This is a genomic window from Massilia sp. METH4 (assembly GCF_037094685.1).
Taxonomy (GTDB): Bacteria; Pseudomonadota; Gammaproteobacteria; order Burkholderiales; family Burkholderiaceae_D; genus Rugamonas.
In genome coordinates, this window is the sequence record NZ_CP146614.1 from 1,734,477 (window position 1) to 1,752,828 (window position 18,352).

Annotated in this window: 18 protein-coding genes and 1 pseudogene; 11 read left to right on the plus strand and 8 right to left on the minus strand. The window is 67.8% G+C overall.

Features of this window, described 5'->3' with window-relative positions:
* Nucleotides 1-14 precede the first annotated feature (14 nt).
* Entirely contained in the window at nucleotides 15-860 is an 846-nt protein-coding gene (locus V6Z91_RS07735; RefSeq protein ID WP_338768775.1) for a multidrug ABC transporter ATPase, read from the plus strand.
* A gap of 18 nt (nucleotides 861-878) precedes the next feature.
* Here V6Z91_RS07735 and V6Z91_RS07740 read toward each other — a convergent pair whose 3' ends face one another.
* The gene (locus V6Z91_RS07740) at nucleotides 879-1,064 is read right to left on the minus strand and encodes a hypothetical protein (RefSeq protein WP_338768778.1); all 186 of its coding nucleotides are present in this window, start codon (nucleotides 1,062-1,064) and stop codon (nucleotides 879-881) included.
* 258 nt (nucleotides 1,065-1,322) lie between these two features.
* Nucleotides 1,323-1,904 carry an XRE family transcriptional regulator gene (locus tag V6Z91_RS07745; protein WP_338768780.1) on the minus strand — a complete coding sequence of 194 codons (582 nt, stop codon included), beginning with the start codon at nucleotides 1,902-1,904 and terminating at the stop codon, nucleotides 1,323-1,325.
* Nucleotides 1,905-1,961: 57 nt separating this feature from the next.
* On the opposite strand from V6Z91_RS07745, the gene V6Z91_RS07750 reads away from it, so the two are divergent.
* The 3 genes and pseudogenes from V6Z91_RS07750 to V6Z91_RS07760 all read left to right on the plus strand — a co-directional run bounded on the left by V6Z91_RS07750 (nucleotide 1,962) and on the right by V6Z91_RS07760 (nucleotide 3,252).
* Entirely contained in the window at nucleotides 1,962-2,258 is a 297-nt protein-coding gene (locus V6Z91_RS07750; protein WP_338768783.1) for a hypothetical protein, read from the plus strand.
* 44 nt (nucleotides 2,259-2,302) lie between these two features.
* A pseudogene (locus V6Z91_RS07755) lies at nucleotides 2,303-2,469 on the plus strand (LysR family transcriptional regulator); the annotation flags it as partial.
* A gap of 93 nt (nucleotides 2,470-2,562) precedes the next feature.
* Nucleotides 2,563-3,252, plus strand: coding sequence for an outer membrane beta-barrel protein (locus V6Z91_RS07760; RefSeq protein WP_338768786.1), 690 nt, complete (start codon nucleotides 2,563-2,565; stop codon nucleotides 3,250-3,252).
* Here the strand turns inward: V6Z91_RS07760 and V6Z91_RS07765 are convergent.
* From V6Z91_RS07765 to V6Z91_RS07780, 4 genes are all read right to left on the minus strand, one after another.
* Complete coding sequence (locus V6Z91_RS07765) at nucleotides 3,224-4,129, minus strand: PHB depolymerase family esterase (RefSeq protein WP_338768788.1); 906 nt, start codon at nucleotides 4,127-4,129, stop codon at nucleotides 3,224-3,226. The genes V6Z91_RS07760 and V6Z91_RS07765 overlap by 29 nt on opposite strands.
* Nucleotides 4,130-4,397: 268 nt before the next feature.
* The gene (locus tag V6Z91_RS07770; protein WP_338768791.1) at nucleotides 4,398-5,591 is read right to left on the minus strand and encodes a hypothetical protein; all 1,194 of its coding nucleotides are present in this window, start codon (nucleotides 5,589-5,591) and stop codon (nucleotides 4,398-4,400) included.
* The gene (locus tag V6Z91_RS07775) at nucleotides 5,584-6,285 is read right to left on the minus strand and encodes a response regulator transcription factor (protein WP_338768794.1); all 702 of its coding nucleotides are present in this window, start codon (nucleotides 6,283-6,285) and stop codon (nucleotides 5,584-5,586) included. The genes V6Z91_RS07770 and V6Z91_RS07775 overlap by 8 nt, the downstream gene beginning before the upstream one ends.
* A 35-nt stretch (nucleotides 6,286-6,320) precedes the next feature.
* A complete protein-coding gene (locus V6Z91_RS07780; RefSeq protein WP_338768796.1) occupies nucleotides 6,321-6,713 on the minus strand; it encodes a GFA family protein in 393 nt (130 codons plus the stop codon).
* 385 nt (nucleotides 6,714-7,098) lie between these two features.
* On the opposite strand from V6Z91_RS07780, the gene V6Z91_RS07785 reads away from it, so the two are divergent.
* Entirely contained in the window at nucleotides 7,099-9,333 is a 2,235-nt protein-coding gene (locus V6Z91_RS07785) for a TonB-dependent siderophore receptor (protein ID WP_338768798.1), read from the plus strand.
* A 119-nt stretch (nucleotides 9,334-9,452) separates the two neighbouring features.
* Here the strand turns inward: V6Z91_RS07785 and V6Z91_RS07790 are convergent, their stop codons facing one another.
* On the minus strand, nucleotides 9,453-10,208 hold the full coding sequence (locus V6Z91_RS07790; RefSeq protein ID WP_338768801.1) for an SDR family oxidoreductase: 756 nt from the start codon (nucleotides 10,206-10,208) through the stop codon (nucleotides 9,453-9,455).
* Nucleotides 10,209-10,378: 170 nt separating this feature from the next.
* Between V6Z91_RS07790 and V6Z91_RS07795 the strand changes: the two genes are divergently transcribed.
* Entirely contained in the window at nucleotides 10,379-11,266 is an 888-nt protein-coding gene (locus V6Z91_RS07795) for an AraC family transcriptional regulator (protein WP_338768803.1), read from the plus strand.
* A gap of 102 nt (nucleotides 11,267-11,368) precedes the next feature.
* On the plus strand, nucleotides 11,369-11,731 hold the full coding sequence (locus tag V6Z91_RS07800; protein WP_338768806.1) for a hypothetical protein: 363 nt from the start codon (nucleotides 11,369-11,371) through the stop codon (nucleotides 11,729-11,731).
* A 13-nt stretch (nucleotides 11,732-11,744) separates the two neighbouring features.
* Here the strand turns inward: V6Z91_RS07800 and V6Z91_RS07805 are convergent, their stop codons facing one another.
* Nucleotides 11,745-12,245, minus strand: coding sequence for a DUF1993 domain-containing protein (locus tag V6Z91_RS07805; protein ID WP_338768808.1), 501 nt, complete (start codon nucleotides 12,243-12,245; stop codon nucleotides 11,745-11,747).
* Nucleotides 12,246-12,315: 70 nt separating this feature from the next.
* Between V6Z91_RS07805 and V6Z91_RS07810 the strand changes: the two genes are divergently transcribed.
* From V6Z91_RS07810 to V6Z91_RS07825, 4 genes are read left to right on the plus strand one after another with little or no spacing between them, the layout of a single operon-like run.
* On the plus strand, nucleotides 12,316-12,663 hold the full coding sequence (locus V6Z91_RS07810) for a hypothetical protein (protein ID WP_338768810.1): 348 nt from the start codon (nucleotides 12,316-12,318) through the stop codon (nucleotides 12,661-12,663).
* A 48-nt stretch (nucleotides 12,664-12,711) separates the two neighbouring features.
* Nucleotides 12,712-13,965, plus strand: coding sequence for a TolC family protein (locus V6Z91_RS07815; protein WP_338768812.1), 1,254 nt, complete (start codon nucleotides 12,712-12,714; stop codon nucleotides 13,963-13,965).
* A 22-nt stretch (nucleotides 13,966-13,987) separates the two neighbouring features.
* On the plus strand, nucleotides 13,988-15,184 hold the full coding sequence (locus tag V6Z91_RS07820; RefSeq protein WP_338768815.1) for an efflux RND transporter periplasmic adaptor subunit: 1,197 nt from the start codon (nucleotides 13,988-13,990) through the stop codon (nucleotides 15,182-15,184).
* An 11-nt stretch (nucleotides 15,185-15,195) separates the two neighbouring features.
* Complete coding sequence (locus V6Z91_RS07825) at nucleotides 15,196-18,330, plus strand: CusA/CzcA family heavy metal efflux RND transporter (protein ID WP_338768817.1); 3,135 nt, start codon at nucleotides 15,196-15,198, stop codon at nucleotides 18,328-18,330.
* Nucleotides 18,331-18,352 lie beyond the last annotated feature (22 nt).

Consider the following 18,352-nt stretch of genomic DNA (forward strand, 5'->3'; position numbering starts at 1 on the left):
CGTCTGCCATACTCATGAAATCCGCTCTTTCCCCTACCACCGCCCTGTTGATCGGCTGCCTGTCGGTGGCGCCGGCAGCCCATGCCGCGGCAAGCGATGCCTGCCCGGCCAACGTCACCGCCGCCGTCGCGAAGAGCGCCGGCATTGCGCTGAAAGGCGGTGCCGTGGTTGCTTCGTCCACCTGCAGATCGTGGCCGCACGATCGCGACAAGCTGCTGTCGGCCTTCGCATTCGGCACGGCAGGCGAGGACGAAAAGCTGCTGGTGGTGGCGATGGTGGACGCGAAGACCGGGCAAGTCGTCGCCAGCCACGAAAGCGCGGTCACCGAGGATGCGGCAGTGGCGTTCGGCGAGCGCAGCCTGGCCATCGATACCGCGCCCTACCAGCTCTCGGGAACCGTGCGGGCTTTTGGCGTGCGCTTCAACAGCGATGCGCGCGGCGCCAGCTGTGCCGACGGCAGCTGGGGCGACGAGCTGACGCTCTTCATTCGCGAAGGCCACACGCTGCGGCCCGTCCTCGAAGGCCTTGCCATGACGCGCGCCGAGGCCCGCAAGGGCTGCTTCGGCAACGCCGCGCAGGAACTGGTCTACGACGAAGCAAAGCTTTCCGTGGGCCTGGCGAAGACGAGCTCCCACGGCTTCGCGGACTTGATCGTGAGTGCGCGCATCAGCCGGGAAGCGAACGAGGGCTCACGTACCGAGCCCAAGGTCGAGCCGAAGGTCGAGCCGAAGGTTGAGCCGAAGGTTGAGCCGAAGGTTGAGCCGAAGGTTGAGCGATACACGCTGCGCTACGACGGCGGCGCCTACCGGTCCGGCGGGAAGATGCCGTGGTGGCTGGCCTGGTTCCCGCCGAATGGCTGAGCATTGCCGGGCTTCCGGTCAGCGCATGGCAAGCCAGTAGAACATCTTCGCCGTCTCGCCTGGAACCGTGCGGCGCTCCGGCGCTGCGGCACTGTCAACGTTCGCTTCTTCGCCTGTCTCGCGCGCCGGCGGCTGGGCCGGTGGTTCACTCTTTTCCAACGGTTCCGCTGCGCCCGGCAGGGGCGCCATGACGTGTTCGTTCATTTTTCTCTCCCGTGAGGCAATGCGCTGCCATCGGACCGGGCACCTTGCGGCGGCCATCCTTGAAATCCAGTATACCGGACAGATCGTTCTTGTATACTGGATTTTTGTAGCGTTTTTTCAACAGGAGCAGTGGTGCGCAGGAAAAGCGGATGCGCCGCGGTGCGCGACACGCCATGCTTCACGCGGGCGCGGGCGCGGGCGCGGGCACGGGCACGGGCACGGGCGCAGGACGAGCCTTGTCGGCCATCCGCGGGCGGATCAACGTTCGACGATGGCCCTTGGAACGATGGGTGCCTGCATGACCTGGGCGATCAGGTAACGGGCAGCAGTGGTGCCGGGGTTGTGGTAGGTGCTCGGTTCGTCGAGGCGCATGAGGAGGCAGTCGCCGGCGACCAGTTCCCAGCGGCTGGCGCCGACCGTGATTTCCATCTGGCCTTCGATCATCCACAGTTGCCGGTCGATGTCGTGCGACGACGTTTCATAGGCGACCCGGGAGCCGGCCGGAAACGTGATCTCGACCAGCTGGATCGACGACGGCACGGTGGGCGACAAGGTGCGGCGCACATAGCCGGAGGCGGGATCGGTCCACACCGGCTGCTCGCCGGCACGCGCGATGGGCGACGAGACATCGGCCGGCTTTTCGAACAGCGAAGCGACCGGCACGCCGAGGGCGGCGGCCAGCTTGTCGAGCACCGTGGCGGTCGCGCTGCTCTCGCCACGTTCGATCAGCGAGATGTTCGAGCGGCTCACGCCGCTCTGTTCCGCCAGCACCGCCAGGGTCATGGCGCGAGCGCCGCGCAGCTCGCGCAGGCGGTGGGCGATGATTTGATTGATATCCATGCGGCGGAGTATACAGCCGTGCCGCCGCGCCGCCATCCACCGCACTACAATGACGCCATGCCCCGTAAAACCCCGATCTTTCCAGGCCCCCGCACCGCCCGTGGCGCCGTGCTCGCCGTGCTGCTGTCCAACACCGACCAGGCCGGCGCCGAACCGCTGCGTGGCCGGGTCACCCTCGCCGCCATCGTGCGCGCCCTGAAGCGCAAATACCACTGGCCGATCGAAACGACGAGCTTCCCTTCCAACGCCGCCGACGGCCGCGCCACCTGGGCCACCGTGTACAGCCTGCCGCCGGATGTCATCGATGCGGCACTGGACGAGAAGGGACGCGATTGGCTGAAGGCGGCATCGTAGGGGGATCAAGGACAGAATGCCTCGCGCATCTGCGAGCTGCCGGATTCATCGCCGCCGACTATCTGCGCGACGGCCGGCTGGTGGCCAGCCTTCCCGGATGGGCGATGGGCGGACTGTATTTCGTCACGCCGTCGGCGCGCGCCCGGCCAGCCAGGGTAGAGGTGCTGGCGCCTTTGCCGGGCATCTCTTACGGCCGGCGTGGCGTGCATGATGTGCACTTTGTGATGACTTGTTACCGCGCTTGTCATTACAATAAGTCCATGACAGGATAGCGCCCGACCGGCATTCACTACATGGAGGAACGATGAACCCGCAGCGCTTCGCCTTTGCAGCAGCAATCCTGTGCACCGCTTTCGCGCACGCCCAGGTCGTGGAGCAGCCATCGCAGGAAGCGCAGGCATCGAAGCTGTACTCGACGCCGAAGCGCTCCACCATGCAGGAATCGTTCGACAAGGCGTTCCAGCCGTATCCCCGCACGTTCGGCGGCAACGAGGCCGCCCACCCCAACGACAAACTGTTCAAGGGGCTGTTCAAGCGCGATCCCAAGCTGGTGGGCGGCTGGCAGCTGACACCGAACCTGGCGATCGAGGGAGGCTATATGCGCCTGCTGAACCGGGGCTTCCACCGCATCGACGCCTTCGAATCCGAAGAAGCGGCGAAGGCACTGGACTTCAACAACTTCAGCAGCTACTTTGCCGTCAATTACACGCTGCCGCTGACCGACAAGTGGCTTGCTTACGGCAAGGTGGGAGTCGCGCACAGCGTGATGACGCCCAACCGCAATGCCGTGGCCCTGCAGACCGAGTTCGGTGAAGAAAAGCCGGCGCCGAAGAAGGAGGTCGACACGGGTGCCTTCCTCGGCGTGGGTGCGCAATACAAGGTCACCGACAAGGCCACGCTCGACGTTCAGCACAATACCGTTGGGCAATCGGGTAACTGGGGCAGCCTGGTCAACTCCGGCGGACTCAAGGCAAACCTGAAAGTGAAGTTCTGACGGCCGCCTGGCGGCGGTGTTTCGCAAAGAACTGCCAGATCACTTCATTCGCATCGATATCGCGCGTGGTCTTCCCGATCGGCAGCCCGACATTGAACGGATCGGCGCCGGGCCAGGTATGGCCGCCTTCGCGGATCGTGGCCAGCGCCACGCTTTGCTGCCCGTTGCCCGCTTCCACCCAGCTCACGTCGGTGCCGTCGCCCGTGTCGGTATCGATGGCGCGGCGGCTGGCCGCGGCGTCGATCCCGTTGGTTTTCACCCAGTAGTCATAGGTCGCCTGCGCCGACAGGTAGCCGGTTCCCTTGCCGTCATAGGCCACCACCTGGTCCGCCGTACCGTGCAGGAGCAGCACGCCGACCTTGCCGGGCTTCGCATGATGCTGCACGACGGGTTCAGGCATCGGCGCGCCCACCGGCGCCACGGCGGCGAACAGGTGCGGCAGTTCCGCCGCGATGCGCAGCGCGAAGAAGCCGCCGCGCGACAGCCCGGTGGCATAGACGCGCGCGCCGTCGACCCGGTAATCCTGCTTCAGCTTCTCGAGCAAGGCGGTGGTGAAACCGATATCGTCGGTGCCCTCCAGGTAGGACATGCCGAAGCCCACGTTCCAGTCCTGCTTGATGCCGGCCGGGTAGACGACGATGAAGCCGTGCCGGTCGGCCGCGCGGTTCATCTGCGTGTACAGCATCTGCTCGGCCATCGTCATGCCCCCGCCGTGGAAGTTGAGCACGAGAGGGAAGGATTTGCCGGGCTGGCTGGCGTAGGAAGGCGGCGTGTAGACGAGGTAGCGGCGCTTCTCTTCCTTGTGGATGAGCGACTTCACTTGCGCGAATGCGGGCATGGACAACGCGAGGATGACGAGGGTGGTCAGGATCTTCATGGTGCGGGCACTGTTTTGAGTGGACGGGCTCCCAGCATAGGCAGCGGCCGGTGAAATGCCGGTGAAATCCGGCGGCCCCTTCGCACGCACTGCCCGCACTACTGTTGTATTGGCGCCAAAAAGTCCGGTGGGGACTGTCCCCGATTTTTTGCAACAGATCGAATAACGTACGGCGCCCTGCCGGCTGAACGCCAGGAGTGTCGGGAATTCATCCACAGCGCAGAACGCCGTACGGTTTGTTGTAAAAATTCGGGGACAGTCCCTAGTGTCATTGGGGGAAAATTTCGACCCGGTAGGTGGAGGGGCCGGCGTGAAAGCCGATTTGCCAGCCTGTCGCGGTGGCGATGCGTGCCAGCAGGTTCTGGCCGTGCAGGAAGCCCTGCACCGTGGCGTTGCGGGCGGGGTCGACCGCGTTGACGATCTCCAGCACTCCGTTCGCGAAGCAAACGCGCAGGCCGGGCGCGCCATGGAACGCGGCATTGGCCAGGCAGTTATCGATGAGGAGCCTGGCCAGGTGGCGGTTGCCGGTCACTGCCAGCCGGTCGGGCAGGTCGAGGCGCAGGCGGTCGTCGTTCCAGCCCCGCTCCGCCAGCCGCAGCAGGCTGTCTTCGATACAGCCGCGCAAGTCGAACGGTTCGGCCGCGATGTGCTCGGCGCGCGCCAGGGCGAACAGCACGTCGATGGTGGCACGGATTTCGTCCAGGCCCGCCTGCAACTGCGCCACCTCGCCGCGCTCGAGGGAGCGGTCGCCGGCCTGGCCCAGCACGTTGTTCATCACCGTCAGCGGCGTGCGCAATTCGTGGCTCACGTCGCGCGTGAACGCATGCTCGCGGCGCAGCGCGGCATGCAGGTCGGCGAGGGTGGTGCCGAGCCTGTCCGCCAGGTAGCCGATTTCGTCCGGCCGTTCGCGGGCGCTGAAGCGGATTTCGCCATCCGGCGCGGCGCTGCGCACCTCGCGCGCCAGCACCAGCAAGGGGGCGACGAGCCACCTGGCCAGCAACCACGCCAACAACAGCGCCAGCGCGACCAGCGACAGCGCAACGAAGATCACCACGCCGCCGACGTCCTGGATCAGCTTCGACACGACCAGCAGCGGGCCGGCATCGGCCAGCAGGTAGATGCGCTGCCGGCCATCGAGGTCGAGCGTGCGCAGGTGGTAGTGCTGGCCGGTGTCGGTGAATATCTCACCACGCGGCCGGGTGGCGGCCTGCTCGCGCACGATGGCGGGCAGCGTGTCGATGCCGCGGTACACGCGCACGAGGTCGAGGCCAGGCGCCTTCACTTCGCCATGCGCGCGGTAGTGCGCCGCGATGGCGGCCGCTTCGCGCTCCAGCAGCCGGTCGACCAGCATGTCCTCGGTCACGTAGGCGATGACCAGCGCCAGCCCCGTGTAGCAGAAACAGATCAGCACCGTGAAGCCGGCAAGCACGGCGAACAGGCCGTGCCGGATCGACTTACTCATCGGTCGCCGCATCGGGCCGCAGCCGGTAGCCGAGCTGCGGGACGGTCGCGACGAGGTCCGGCGCGCCGGCCCGCTCCAGCTGCCGGCGCAACGCGTAGACGTGCGACTTGAGCGCATCGCTGTCGGGTGGGTCGGCGCCCCACAGTTCGTGCGTCAGCGCCGAGCGTGACACGGCCCGTGGCCAGGCGGTGCACAGCATGAGCAGGATCTTGAACCCGGCCTGCGTCAGCGTCACCGGCACGCCGTTGCAGAAGGCGCGCCGTTCCCTCGGCAGCAGCGTGAGCGGGCCGACGCGCAATTGCTGCTCCACGTGCAGCTGCCCGCGCCGCGCCAGCGCCTCGCAGCGCAGCGCCAGCTCGCGCAGGTCAAAGGGTTTGGTCACGTAATCGTCGGCGCCGCCGTGGAAGCCGCGCGCCTTGTCCTCGAATGCGTCGCGGGCGGTCAGCATCAGCACCGGCACGTTGCGCGGCGCCCGCGCCTTGATCGCACGGCATACGTCGAGGCCGTCGATGTCGGGCAGGTTCAGGTCGAGCAGCACCACGTCGTAGGGTTCGCGCGTGGCCAGTTCGATGGCCAGCGCCCCGGTGGCGGCATGGTCGGTTTGCCATTGCAAGCCATCGAGGAATCCCACCACCTGGGCGGCGATCGTCGGGTGGTCTTCGACCACCAGGATGGAGAGGGAACGGTTCGTCATCTGGTCGGCGCGATTGGCATGCCCGCCAGTATAGGTCAACCCTCGGCCCGGCCGGTGCCCTCGCGATCGTGCCCGTAGCTTCGCGCGAGCGGGAAGGGCGGCAGCCAGGACTCGCGGCGGATCGTCCACAGTTCGTAGGTGGGCTGGAACTGGTTCGGCGCATCCAGCGCGCCCAGGTTCACCTCGATCTCGTCGCCGCTGCGCGAGAACACGGAAGAGCCGCAGCGCGGGCAGAAGAACCGCCCGGCGTAGTCGCGCGTTTCGCCTTCGACCGTTACCGCATGCTGCGGAAAGATCGCGGAGGCGTGGAACAGCGCGCCATGGTGCTTGCGGCAGTCCAGGCAATGGCAGATGCCCACCCGGTTTGGTTCGCCTGTCGCCACGATGCGGACGCTGCCGCACAGGCAGCCGCCGGTATGTGATTGCATGTTGCGCGCCTCCGTAAAAATGTAAGGGCAGTGAGAAAGCGTCGATATCGCACGGTTTTTCACATCATATGTTGCCATTTCCCTCACTGCCGGTGGCGCTCGTGCCGGCATCTTCGCCGTGATCGTGCTGCTGGCGCTGGAAGGCAAGCCAAACCGCCGCAGCCGGAAGGTTATCCCAGCCTGATGCGCGGCGCCGGGAGCAAGGACGAAGGCGGCAAGCGGGAACCCAGCTGTACGCGGCAGCGCGAAGGGGCCGGCGTCGGCTCGGCGCAGCAGGACGCCGCGCTGGCAATTACCAGAAAGGGGCATCGACAGGGGGGCAACCCGGCAGATAGAATTGAGAGTGATTCTTATTCTCATTTCCACCCCTATACAGGAGTTGTCCATGTTTCGCCATCGCGCAGCAAGTCCCGCCCCGCAACCGTTTCGCCGGCAGTCCAGGGGGCGCGGCGCGCCGCTGACCCTGCTGTACGCAAGCCTGGCACTGGCTTATCCGCTGGCAGCCCGCGCGGCAGCGGCCCCCGTGGAGGCGGAAACGGCAGAGACGATGCAAACCGTGACCGTGATGGGCACGGCGGACAACAACACCGAAAACACGGGATCGCTCGCCAGCCGCAAGGCCAGCGTGATGAAGGGTTTCGATACGGTGCGCGACATCCCGCAACCGGTCACCGTGATCACCCGCCAGCTGCTCGATGAGCGCAACCTGCTCGACCTGCACGACGTGCTGCAGAACACGCCCGGCGTGTCGGTCGACTACACGGACAGCGAGCGCGTCACCTATCACTCGCGCGGCTACCAGATCGATGCGCTGCAGGTGGACGGCATCACGTTCAGCCAGAGCGGCTCGGCGTTCGTGCAGCCCGATACGGCCGTGCTGGACCGCGTGGAAGTGCTGCGCGGCGCGGCGGGCATGCTGCGCGGGTCGGGCAACCCGTCGGCCACCGTGAACATGGTGCGCAAGCGCCCGACGCGGGAATTCCGGCTGTCCGGCGTGGCCACCGTGGGGCGCTGGGACCGCCACCGCGTGGAAGGCGATATATCCGGTGCCCTGAACGCGGCCGGCACGCTGCGCGCCCGCGCCGTGGTGGTGGCGGACGAGAAGGACTTCTTCCAGGCAGCCAAGCGGGAAAAGCGCGAGGTGCTGTACGGCGTGGTCGAGTACGACGTGGCCCCGCACACCACGATCACGGCGAGCCTGCAGCACACCGACCTGGACGCGACGGGCGCCTGGGGCGGCATGCCGGGCAACCTCGACGGTTCCCCGCTGTACCTGCCGCGCGATACCTACCTGGGCGTGGCCTGGAACCGCTGGAACCGCTACAACGACCAGGCCTTCGCCGAGATCGAGCACCGCTTCGGCAACGGCTGGAACGTGAAAGCCAGCGCCGCCTGGGTACACCTGGCGCTGAAGGACAATGGCTTCAAGCAGTCGTATTTCGCGCGCCCGGCGAACGCCACCAATCCCTGGCTGATGAACGTGACCACGGCCCAGTACACGGGCGCCGAGAGCACGCAGAAGGTGGCGAACCTGGTGGCCAATGGCCCATTCACGCTGTTCGGCCGCAGGCATGAGCTGATCGTGGGCGGCGAGGCGCTGCGCACCGAGTCGATCGACAGCTGGGGCCAGGGCAGCCTGTACCAGCAGACCGTCGACATCCGCACCTGGGACCCGTACACGAGCTATGCCGAGCGGGACGTGGCCGTGAGCGGCGGCGCCAACCCCAACTACACGCGCCAGAAGGGCGTGTTCGGCACGGCCCGCCTGTCCGTCACCGAGCCGCTCACGCTGCTCGTCGGCGGGCGTCTGTCCTGGTGGGAATACGAGGTGCCGCGCACCCCGTCCAGCAATTACAAGATCGATCGCGAAGCCACGCCATTCGCCGGCCTCACGTATGACTTCAACAAGCATGTGAACGCCTACCTGAGCTATACGGAAGTCTTCACGCCGCAAAATGCGAAGGACGCGAACGGCAACATTCTGCAACCGATCCGCGGCGAGGACTACGAGGCGGGCGTGAAAGGCGATTTCTTCGGCGGCAGGCTGACGGCTTCCGCGGGCCTGTTCCAGATCACGAACGAAGGCAAGGCCGTGGAGGACCCCACGTCGATCAATCCGTGCGTGCCGGTGTACACGGCCGGCTTCTGCCGCGTTGCCGGCGGCAAGACCGAGAGCCGCGGCTGGGAACTGGAGCTGGCCGGCGAAATCCTGCCGGGCTGGCAGGTGCAGGCGGGCTACACGAACACCCGCACGAAGTACATCACCGATACCGTGAGCGCCAACACGGGCCTGCCGCTGCGCAGCATCGACCCGCGCCACAAGCTCAATGTATTCACCAGCTACCGCTTCGATGGCGCGCTGCGGGGCTTCACACTGGGGGGCGGCGTGCGCACGCAGGATGGCACCTACGTGACCGCGGGCGGGCTGACCACGCGGCAGGGCGGGTACTCGCTCTTCAACGCGATGGCCAGCTACAGGTTCAACGAGCGCTACGCGCTGCAACTGAACGTGGACAACCTGTTCGACAAGGTCTACTACAAGAAGTTCGCGCCCACGGGCATCAGCTACTACTACGGCGATCCGCGCTACGTGGCGCTGTCGCTGCGCGCGAGCCTGTAGGGCGAGAGCTCCGGGGAACACCGGTGTCCGCCACTTTTCCGGGAGATGCCCCGGAAAAGATGTCCGACACCAGCGCCGGCGCCACATGGCGCTGTCGCTGCGCGCGAGCCTGTAAGCCTTCAGATCGCCTGGCCGCCGGACACCTCGATGCGCTGGGCCGTCACCCAGCGGTTCTCCGGCGACAGCAGGCTGGCGACCATGGGACCGATATCGTCCGGCACGCCCACCCGGCCCAGCGCGGTCATCGCGGCGAACTGGCGGTTCAGGTCCGCATTGTCGCGCACCGCGCCGCCGCCGAAATCCGTTTCGATCGCGCCCGGCGCCACGGTATTGACGGTGATGCCGCGCCCGCCCAGTTCCTTCGCAAGGTAGCGTGTCAGCACCTCGACGGCCCCCTTCACCGCCGCGTAGGCGGCATAGCCCGGATAGCTGGTGCGCGTCAGCCCCGTGGACAGGTTGACGATGCGGCCGCCATCGGCCAGCAGGGGCAGCAGCGCCTGCGTCAGGAAGAACACGCCCTTGAAATGCACGTCCACCAGCCGGTCGAATTGCGCCTCCGTGGTGTCCGCCACCAGCGCATGATCGCCATGGCCGGCGTTGTGGACGAGGTGGTCGATCGTGTCGCGCTGCCAGGTTTCGCGCAGGGCGCCATGCAGCCGGCCGGCGAAGGCGGCGAAACCGGCCACATTGCCACTGTCGAGCTGGAACGCCAGCGCCCTGCGGCCCAATGCCTCGATCTCCGCTACCACTGCCTGCGCTTCCGCGGCACGGCTCTGGTAGGTGAGGATCACATCGCCGCCGCGGCGGGCGATGGCAAGGGCGGTGTTGCGGCCGAGGCCGCGGCTGGCGCCGGTAACGAGAGAGATGGTGGTCATGCTGGACTCCTGTGCGATATGTTGTCGGGAGCCGTCATGGTGCAGCCGAAGGGCACAGGGAAATTTCGCGATATCACGGCTTTTTTGCCTGATCCTCCAAAGTGCTGCCCCGGTTCGCTTCCGGCATGGGAAACTGTCACGCAAGCCATGAAGACATCTCCCCGTTACCAATGACCGATCTCCTCGAAGCGGTGCGCCGCTACGCCGACTTGCACGCCGACTCCGCCGGCACGGCCCGCTCGCCCATCCCCGGCCTGGCGACCGTGCGCGCCTTCGCACCCAGCGGGTTGCAGCATGCGATCTCGAAGCCGCTCGTCTGCCTCGTGGTCCAGGGCAGCAAGAACGTGACGATGGGCGCGCAGTCCTTTGATTTCTCCGCGGGCGATTCGCTGCTGGTCACCGCTGACGTGCCGACGGTGAGCCAGGTCACGCAGGCGAGCCTCGCGGCGCCCTACCTGTCTCTTGTGCTCGAGCTGGACCAGGCCCTCATCGCCGAATTGGCCGTGCAGATGGGTGCGGCGCCGGAAGGGGAACACGCGCCCGTGCGCGTGAGCGCGACCGATGTCGAAGTGGCGGACGCGGCGCTGCGATTGCTGCGCCTGCTCGACCGGCCGGCCGCCGTGCCCGTGCTGCACGCACAGCTGGTGCGCGAGCTGCACTACTGGCTGCTGGTGGGCCGGCACGGACCCGCGCTGCGGCGGCTGGGCTGGCCGAACGGCCCGGCGCAGCGCGTTGCCCGGGCGGTGGCGCTGCTGCGCGCGGAATTCGCGCGCCCGCTGCCCGTCGAACGGCTGGCGGAAGTGGCGGGCATGAGCCCTTCGTCGTTTCACCAGCATTTCCGCGCTGTCACATCGCTGTCGCCCCTTCAATTCCAGAAACAGCTGCGGTTGATCGAGGCGCGCCGGCTGATGCTGGCCGAGGGCGCCACGTCCAGCACGGCGGCATTCGCGGTCGGCTATGAAAGCGTGCCCCAATTCACGCGCGAGTACGGCCGGCTGTTTGGCACCACGCCGGCGCGCGATGCGCGCGCGGCCCGGGAGCGCGTGCAACCCGCGTGAGCGCCAGGCGTGCGCCTGGAGCACGATTGACGCGGCAATTGCTGCCGCTACCGGATTCGACATAGTATGGTCGCACCGCGTCATCCACTCATCCAAGCCATCATGCCAAGCGAACAACAGCCACTGCCGGAGGAACCGGGCAAGCCGGAGCTGTCGTTCGGCCAGCTCCTGTACCGCTTCCTGTTCTTCGACTGGCTGTTCCGCGACGTCAACGCGGCGCGCGACCTGTTCGAGCGGCACGCCGCGCGCCAGCACAACCGGCGCATGAGCCGCTACCTGCCTGTCTACCTGCGCCGCTGGTCCGTGTTGGCGGCATTCGACTTTTGCCTTGGCGTACTGTTCGAAAAAGTCGTGCAGGCCACGCTGGTGTCGGCATGGTTCTTCACCTGGTCGTGCGTGACCATGACCGGCATGGTCGTGATTACCGTGGCCTGGCTGTTCCTCGCCTTCGCGCGCATGCCTTGACGGCGGCAGCCACTCAAGGGGGGAACGAGAACCCTGCCGGATACGCGTGATACCCGTCGTAGTCGGCCTTCCCGACCGGCACGCCGGCCGCGCGCGCGATGGCGTACACCATGCTGTAGTGGAAGAAGAAGTTCGGTAATCCATACATCAGGAAGTAGTCGGGCCCGCCGAAGTGCAATGCGGCGAAGCCGGCCACCGTGTCCACCTGCCGGTTCGCCACGTCGGCAAACGCTTCGGCCGGCAACTCGGCAAGATAGGCCGCCGTACGCGCCAGCTCGCCGCGCACGCCATCGAGCGTGAATTCATCGCCCTCGAAGGATACGATCTCGCGCCCGGCCAGCGGGCAACTCACGCGCAGCGTGAAGCCGATGGCGGTGCGCGCCTGCCGCAGCAGCGGCGCCATGTCCGGGTGCAGCCGGTTGGCGGCCACGGCCGGATCGAAGGCGGCCACGCGTTCCAGCAGCTTGTCGAGGCGGTCCAGGTAATGCAGGAAAACACGGGGTGGCGCTATCATCGCGGCTCCTGTTTGCTGTTCGGGTAATGCCGGGTATCATATCCGGTACCGTCGCCCAACGATCATGCTCATGCGCCGCTGGATCCTCATCATGCTGTTGCTGGTCTATCCATTCCAGGTTGCCCTGGCGATGGCCGACCGCTGCTGCCTGACGACGCCGCAGGGCGTGACGCACCACGTGCAGGCGGCCCAGCCGGTACTCGATACCAGCGACGACCACGGCAGCGCCAGCGACCCGCATTGCGCCGCCTGCGTGTTCGTCCACACGATCAGTTTCCCGCCCACGATCGCGGCAATCCCGGCCGTGCACGATACCGTGCCCACGTTCGCCACCGCCACACCCACCTTGACATCCCATAGCCCCGGCCGCCCCGAACGGCCGCAGTGGCAGCCTGTTGCCGCCGCCGTTCCACGGTAAGCACAGGCCTTCGGCACGCCTGATCCGAATCATCCATCAGGAGTCACCATGTTCATCCAGCCCGGACGACGTTTCGTCCCGGCCGTGGCATTGGCACTCGCCTGCGGCATTGCCGCGGCGGGCGAGCCAACCACGGCCCTTCCGCCCCACCTTTTACTCGACCTGCCGGCCGCGATCGCGCTGGCTGCCGAGCGCCATCCCGCCTTGCGCGCCGCCGCGCACGAGGTCGACGCCAGCGCGGCCACCGTCGAGCAGGCCGGCCGCCTGCCCAACCCTGAACTGGCCTACGTGCGCGAAGGCCACCGCGCCGGCAGCCGCACCACGACCGTGCAGGTCAACCAGCCGCTCGAACTGGGCGGCAAGCGGCAAGCCCGCATCGCCGTCGCCGAAGGCGCGCTCGCGCTCGCCGGCAGCGATGCGGCGCTGCGCCGGCAGGCGCTGCGCGCCGACGTCATCGATGCGTTCTACACCACGCTGGTCGCCCAGGAGCGGTACCGGCTTGCCCGGGCCACGCTGGACGTGGCCGGCAAGAGCCTGGGGGCGGTCACCGGTCGCGTAGCCGCCGGCAAGGTCTCGCCGGTCGAAGCGAGCAAGGCCAGAGCCGCGCAAGCCGATGCCCGTATCGAACTGGAACGGGCGAACGCCGAACTCGCGATTGCCCGCAATGCCCTCGGTGCACTGCTCGGCGAGCCCCTGGAGGGCCGCGAACTGGCCGGCGGCACGGCAGCCGCGCTGCCCCCGGTAGAGCCGCTGTCCGCCTTGCTGCAACGGGCTGGCGGCGCGCCGGCCGTGCGCCGCGCGCGCCAGCAAGTGACGCTGCGACAGGCGCAGGCGGACGCCGAGCGGGCCGCCCGCATTCCCGACGTGACGCTCACGCTCGGCAGCCAGCGCGACGACCAGCTGGCGCACCGCCAGGCCGTGGTCGGCATCGCGGTGCCGATACCCCTGTTCGACCGCAACACCGGCAACCTGGCGGCCGCGCGCGCCCGCGCCGACGGTGCCAGGGCGGAACTGCAACAGGCCGAGCTGGCGGCTTCCACCGGGATCACGGCCGCCCACCTGCGCTACGCCCAGGCCCGCGGCGAAGCGCTGCTCCTGGAGCAGGACGTGGTGCCGGAAGCCCGCTCGGTCCACGAACTCACGCTGAAGGGTTTCGAATACGGCAAGTTCACGTTCCTTGACGTGCTCGATGCCCAACGCACCTGGTTCCAGGCCCGTTCGCGCCAGTGGCAGGCACTGCTCGAGGCATGGCGCGCCCATGCCGACATCGAGCGCCTGGCAGGCCCCACAGGACAGGATTGAAAACAGGATTGAAAGAACGACCATGACGAAAAAACAGAAACTGGCGATCGCGCTGATGTGCGTGGCCGCCGCCCTGCTGGCTGCCCTCATGCTGTGGCGAGCGCCGGCAAGCACCGAATCCCCCGAACATGAAGGCCACGCCGATTCGCACGGCCATGACGACCGGCATGCGGAAGAGGCGCCGGCGCCGGGCGCCGCCGACGCGATCGCGATGACCGATGCCCAGGTCAGGGCAAACGGCATCGGCATCGAGGCGGCGCAACCGTCCAGCATCCGCGATATGCTGCACCTGCCGGCCCAGGTGCGGGCCGATGCGGAGCGCACCGTGGCCATCGCGGCACCGGCGCGCGCCATGGTGCAATCGGTGCTCGTGTCGCCCGGCACCGTGGTGCGCAAGGGCCAGGGCCTGGTCACGCTGCAAAGCCCGGAGGTAGCGCAGTGGCGCGCCGATGCCGCGGCCGCCGCGCAGCGCCTGCAACTGGCGCGCACCACGCTCGAACGCGAGCGCAAGCTGTGGAACGAGGGCATCTCGGCCCGGCAAGACCTCGAGGTCGCCCAGGCGGCCCACGACGAAGCGCGGGTCCAGGCCGATGCCGCGCGGCAGCGCCTTGCCGCGCTCGGTATCGCCGTCTCGGGCGGTGCCAGGGTGACCATCCACGCGCCGCTGGCGGGCGTGGTCATCGACCGCCCCGCCGTGGCGGGCATGGCGGCCGACGTGTCGCAGCCGCTGGCCACCATCGCCGACCTGGATCGCGTATGGATCGAGGCAGCCGTGCCGTCCGGCAGCCTGGCACAGGTCGAGACCGGCATGCCGGCCACCATCACGGCCAGCGCGCTGCCCGAAGCGGTGCAGGGCACCGTGTCCTTCGTCGGCCCGGTGCTGGGCGAAACCACGCGCATGGCCACCGCACGCGTCACGCTGCCGAACCCCGGCCTGCGGCTGCGGCCCGGCATGCTGGCGACGGTCGACCTGCTGGGACCGAAAGGGGACGCGCCCGTTACCGTGGCCGCCGAGGCGGTGCAGACGATCCACGAGCGCAGCGTGGTCTTCGTGCGCACGCCGGGCGGCTTCGAGGCGCGCACGGTCGTCACCGGGCGCTCGGATGGGCGGCGCACGGAAATCGTGAAGGGCCTGGCCGCTGGCAGCCGCTATGCCTTTGCCGGCAGCTACCTGCTGAAGGCCGACCTCGGCAAGGCCGAAGCCGAGCACGATCACTGAAAGGGGCCGCCATGTACGAAAAATTGATTGCCGCGGTGATCGCGCGGCGCTGGCTCGTCGTGTTCATCGTGCTGTGCCTGGCCGCGCTCGGGCTGTACAGCTACCAGCGGCTGCCCATCGACGCCGTGCCGGACATCACCAATGTGCAGGTGCAGATCAACGCGCCGGCGCACGGCTATTCGCCGCTCGAGGTCGAGCAGCGCATCACCTTTCCCATCGAGACCGTGATGAATGGCTTGCCGGGCCTGGAGGGGACGCGCTCGCTGTCCAAGTACGGGCTGTCGCAAGTCACCGTCGTCTTCCGCGACGGTACCGACATCTATTTCGCGCGCCAGCTCGTGGGCGAGCGCCTGCAACAGGCGCGTTCGCGACTGCCGCCCGGCGTGGAACCCTCGCTGGGCCCGATCGCCACGGGCCTGGGCGAAATCTTCTACTGGACCGTGGAAGCGAAGGAGGGTGCCCGCAAGCCGGACGGCACGCCGTACACGCCGACCGACCTGCGCGAGATCCAGGACTGGGTGGTGGCGCCGCAATTGCGCGGCGTGCCCGGCGTGACGGAAGTGAACACCATCGGCGGCTACGAGAAGGAATACCAGGTGGCGCCCAGCATGGAGCGGCTGGCCGCCCACGGCCTGGGCCTGGAACAGCTGGTGACGGCGCTCGACCGCAACAACGGCAACGCGGGCGCCGGCTACATCGAGCGCGGCGGCGAGCAGTTCGTGGTGCGCACGCCAGGCCAGGTGCGCACGCTGGAAGAGATCCGCAACATCGTGCTCGACGTGGTGCAGGGTGCGCCGATCCGCGTGCGCGACGTGGCGGATGTAGAGCTGGGGCGCGAGCTGCGCACGGGCGCGGCCACCGAGAACGGCCGCGAGGTGGTGCTGGGTGCCGTGTTCATGCTGATCGGCGAAAACAGCCGCAGCGTGGCCGACGCGGTGCGCCACCGGCTGGAGGAAGTGAACCGCTCGCTGCCCGCCGGCGTGCAAGCCCTGCCCGTGTACGACCGCTCGGTCCTCGTCAACAAGGCGATCGACACGGTACGCAAGAACCTGGCCGAAGGCGCGCTGCTCGTGATCGCGATCCTGTTCGTCTTCCTCGGCAACCTGCGCGCCGCGCTGATCACGGCATTGGTGATTCCCCTGACGATGCTGATGGTGTTTTCCGGCATGGTGCAGGCGGGCGTGAGCGCCAACCTGATGAGCCTTGGCGCGCTGGACTTCGGCATCATCGTCGATGGTGCCGTGGTCATCGTGGAAAACTGCATCCGGCGGCTCGCCCATGCGCAGGGAGCGGCGGGGCGGCCTCTCACGCGCGACGAGCGTTTCGCCGAGGTCGCGGCAGCGGCGGCCGAGGCGCGCCGACCGCTGCTGTTCGGCCAATTGATCATCATGACCGTCTACCTGCCGATCTTCGCGCTGTCCGGCATCGAGGGCAGGATGTTCCACCCGATGGCGATCACGGTCGTGATGGCGCTGGTGGCGGCCATGGTGCTGTCCGTTACCTTCGTGCCGGCCGCCGTGGCGCTGTTCGTCACGCAACCGGTGGCCGAACGCGACAGCCGCGTGATGCTCAAGGCCAGGGCCCTGTACGGGCCCGTGCTCGACTGGGTGCTGCGCAACCGGCCGGTGGCGCTCACCTTTGCCGCGCTGGCCGTGCTGCTGTGCGCCTTGCTGGCCACGCGCCTGGGCACGGAATTCGCACCGAACCTGGACGAGGGCGACCTGGCCGTGCTCACGCTGCGCATTCCCGGTACCAGCCTGCAGCAATCGGTGCAGATGCAGCAGCGGCTGGAGCACGCGCTGTTGCAGCAATTCCCCGAAATCGAGCGCATGTTCGCGCGCATCGGCACGTCGGAAGTGGCCACCGACCCGATGCCGCCGAACGCGGCCGACAGCTACATCATGCTGCGCCCGGAAAGCGAGTGGCCCAGGCCGCGCAAGACGCACGCCGAGCTGGTGGCGGCGATCACGGAAGCGGCCAACCGCATCCCCGGCAACAACTACGAGTTCTCGCAACCGATCCAGCTGCGCTTCAACGAACTCATTTCCGGCGTGCGCAGCGACGTGGCCGTGAAGGTGTTCGGCGACGATCCCGAGGCCATGCTGGCGACGGCCCGGCAGGTGGCCGCGCGCCTGCAGGAGCTGCCCGGCGCCGCCGAGGTGAAGGTCGAGCAGACCGAGGGCCTGCCGGCGCTGACCTTGCAGGTGGACCGCATCAAGGCCGCGCGCTACGGCCTGAACGTGGCGGACGTGCAGGAAGCGTTCGGCACGCTCGTCGGCGGGCGCGACGTGGGGCTGGTGTTCGAAGGCGACCGGCGCTTCGCGATCACGGTGCGCCTGCCGGAAGGCTTGCGCAACGACGTGGACACGCTGCGGCAGTTGCCCATCTCGCTACCGCCCCAGGATGGCCGGACGGCGAGCATTCCGCTTTCCGAAGTGGCCACGCTGTCCTTCGTGCCCGAGGCGAACCAGGTCAGCCGCGAGAACGGCAAGCGCCGCGTGGTCGTCACGGCCAATGTGCGCGGGCGCGACCTTGGCTCCTTCGTGGCGGACCTGAAGGATGAGCTGAGGGGCGTGAAACTGCCGGCCGGCTCGTGGCTGGCGTTGGGCGGGCAATTCGAGAACCTGGAAAAGGCCAGCGCTCGCCTGGCCATCGTGGTACCGCTGGCGCTGGCGATCGTCTTCGCGCTGCTGTACCTGATGTTCGGCAGCCTGCGCGACGGCCTGCTCGTGTTCACCGGCATTCCATTCGCGATGACGGGCGGCGTGCTGGCACTGTGGCTGCGCGGCATGCCGCTGTCGATCTCGGCGGCCGTGGGCTTCATCGCGCTGTCCGGCGTGGCCGTGCTGAACGGGCTCGTGATGATGTCGTTCGTGCGCGCGCTGCGCGAGCAGGGCCGCGCACCGGAGCAGGCGATCCGCGAGGGCGCGCAGGGCCGCTTGCGGGCCGTGCTGATGACGGCCCTGGTCGCATCGCTGGGCTTCCTGCCGATGGCATTGGCCACCAGCACGGGTGCCGAAGTGCAGCGGCCGCTCGCGACCGTGGTAATCGGCGGCATCCTGTCGTCGACGGCGTTGACCTTGCTGATCCTGCCGGCGCTGTACACGTGGCGCAGGCGGCCGGAAGCGGTTACCCAGAAGTATTGAACTTCGCCGGAATGCCGATCCC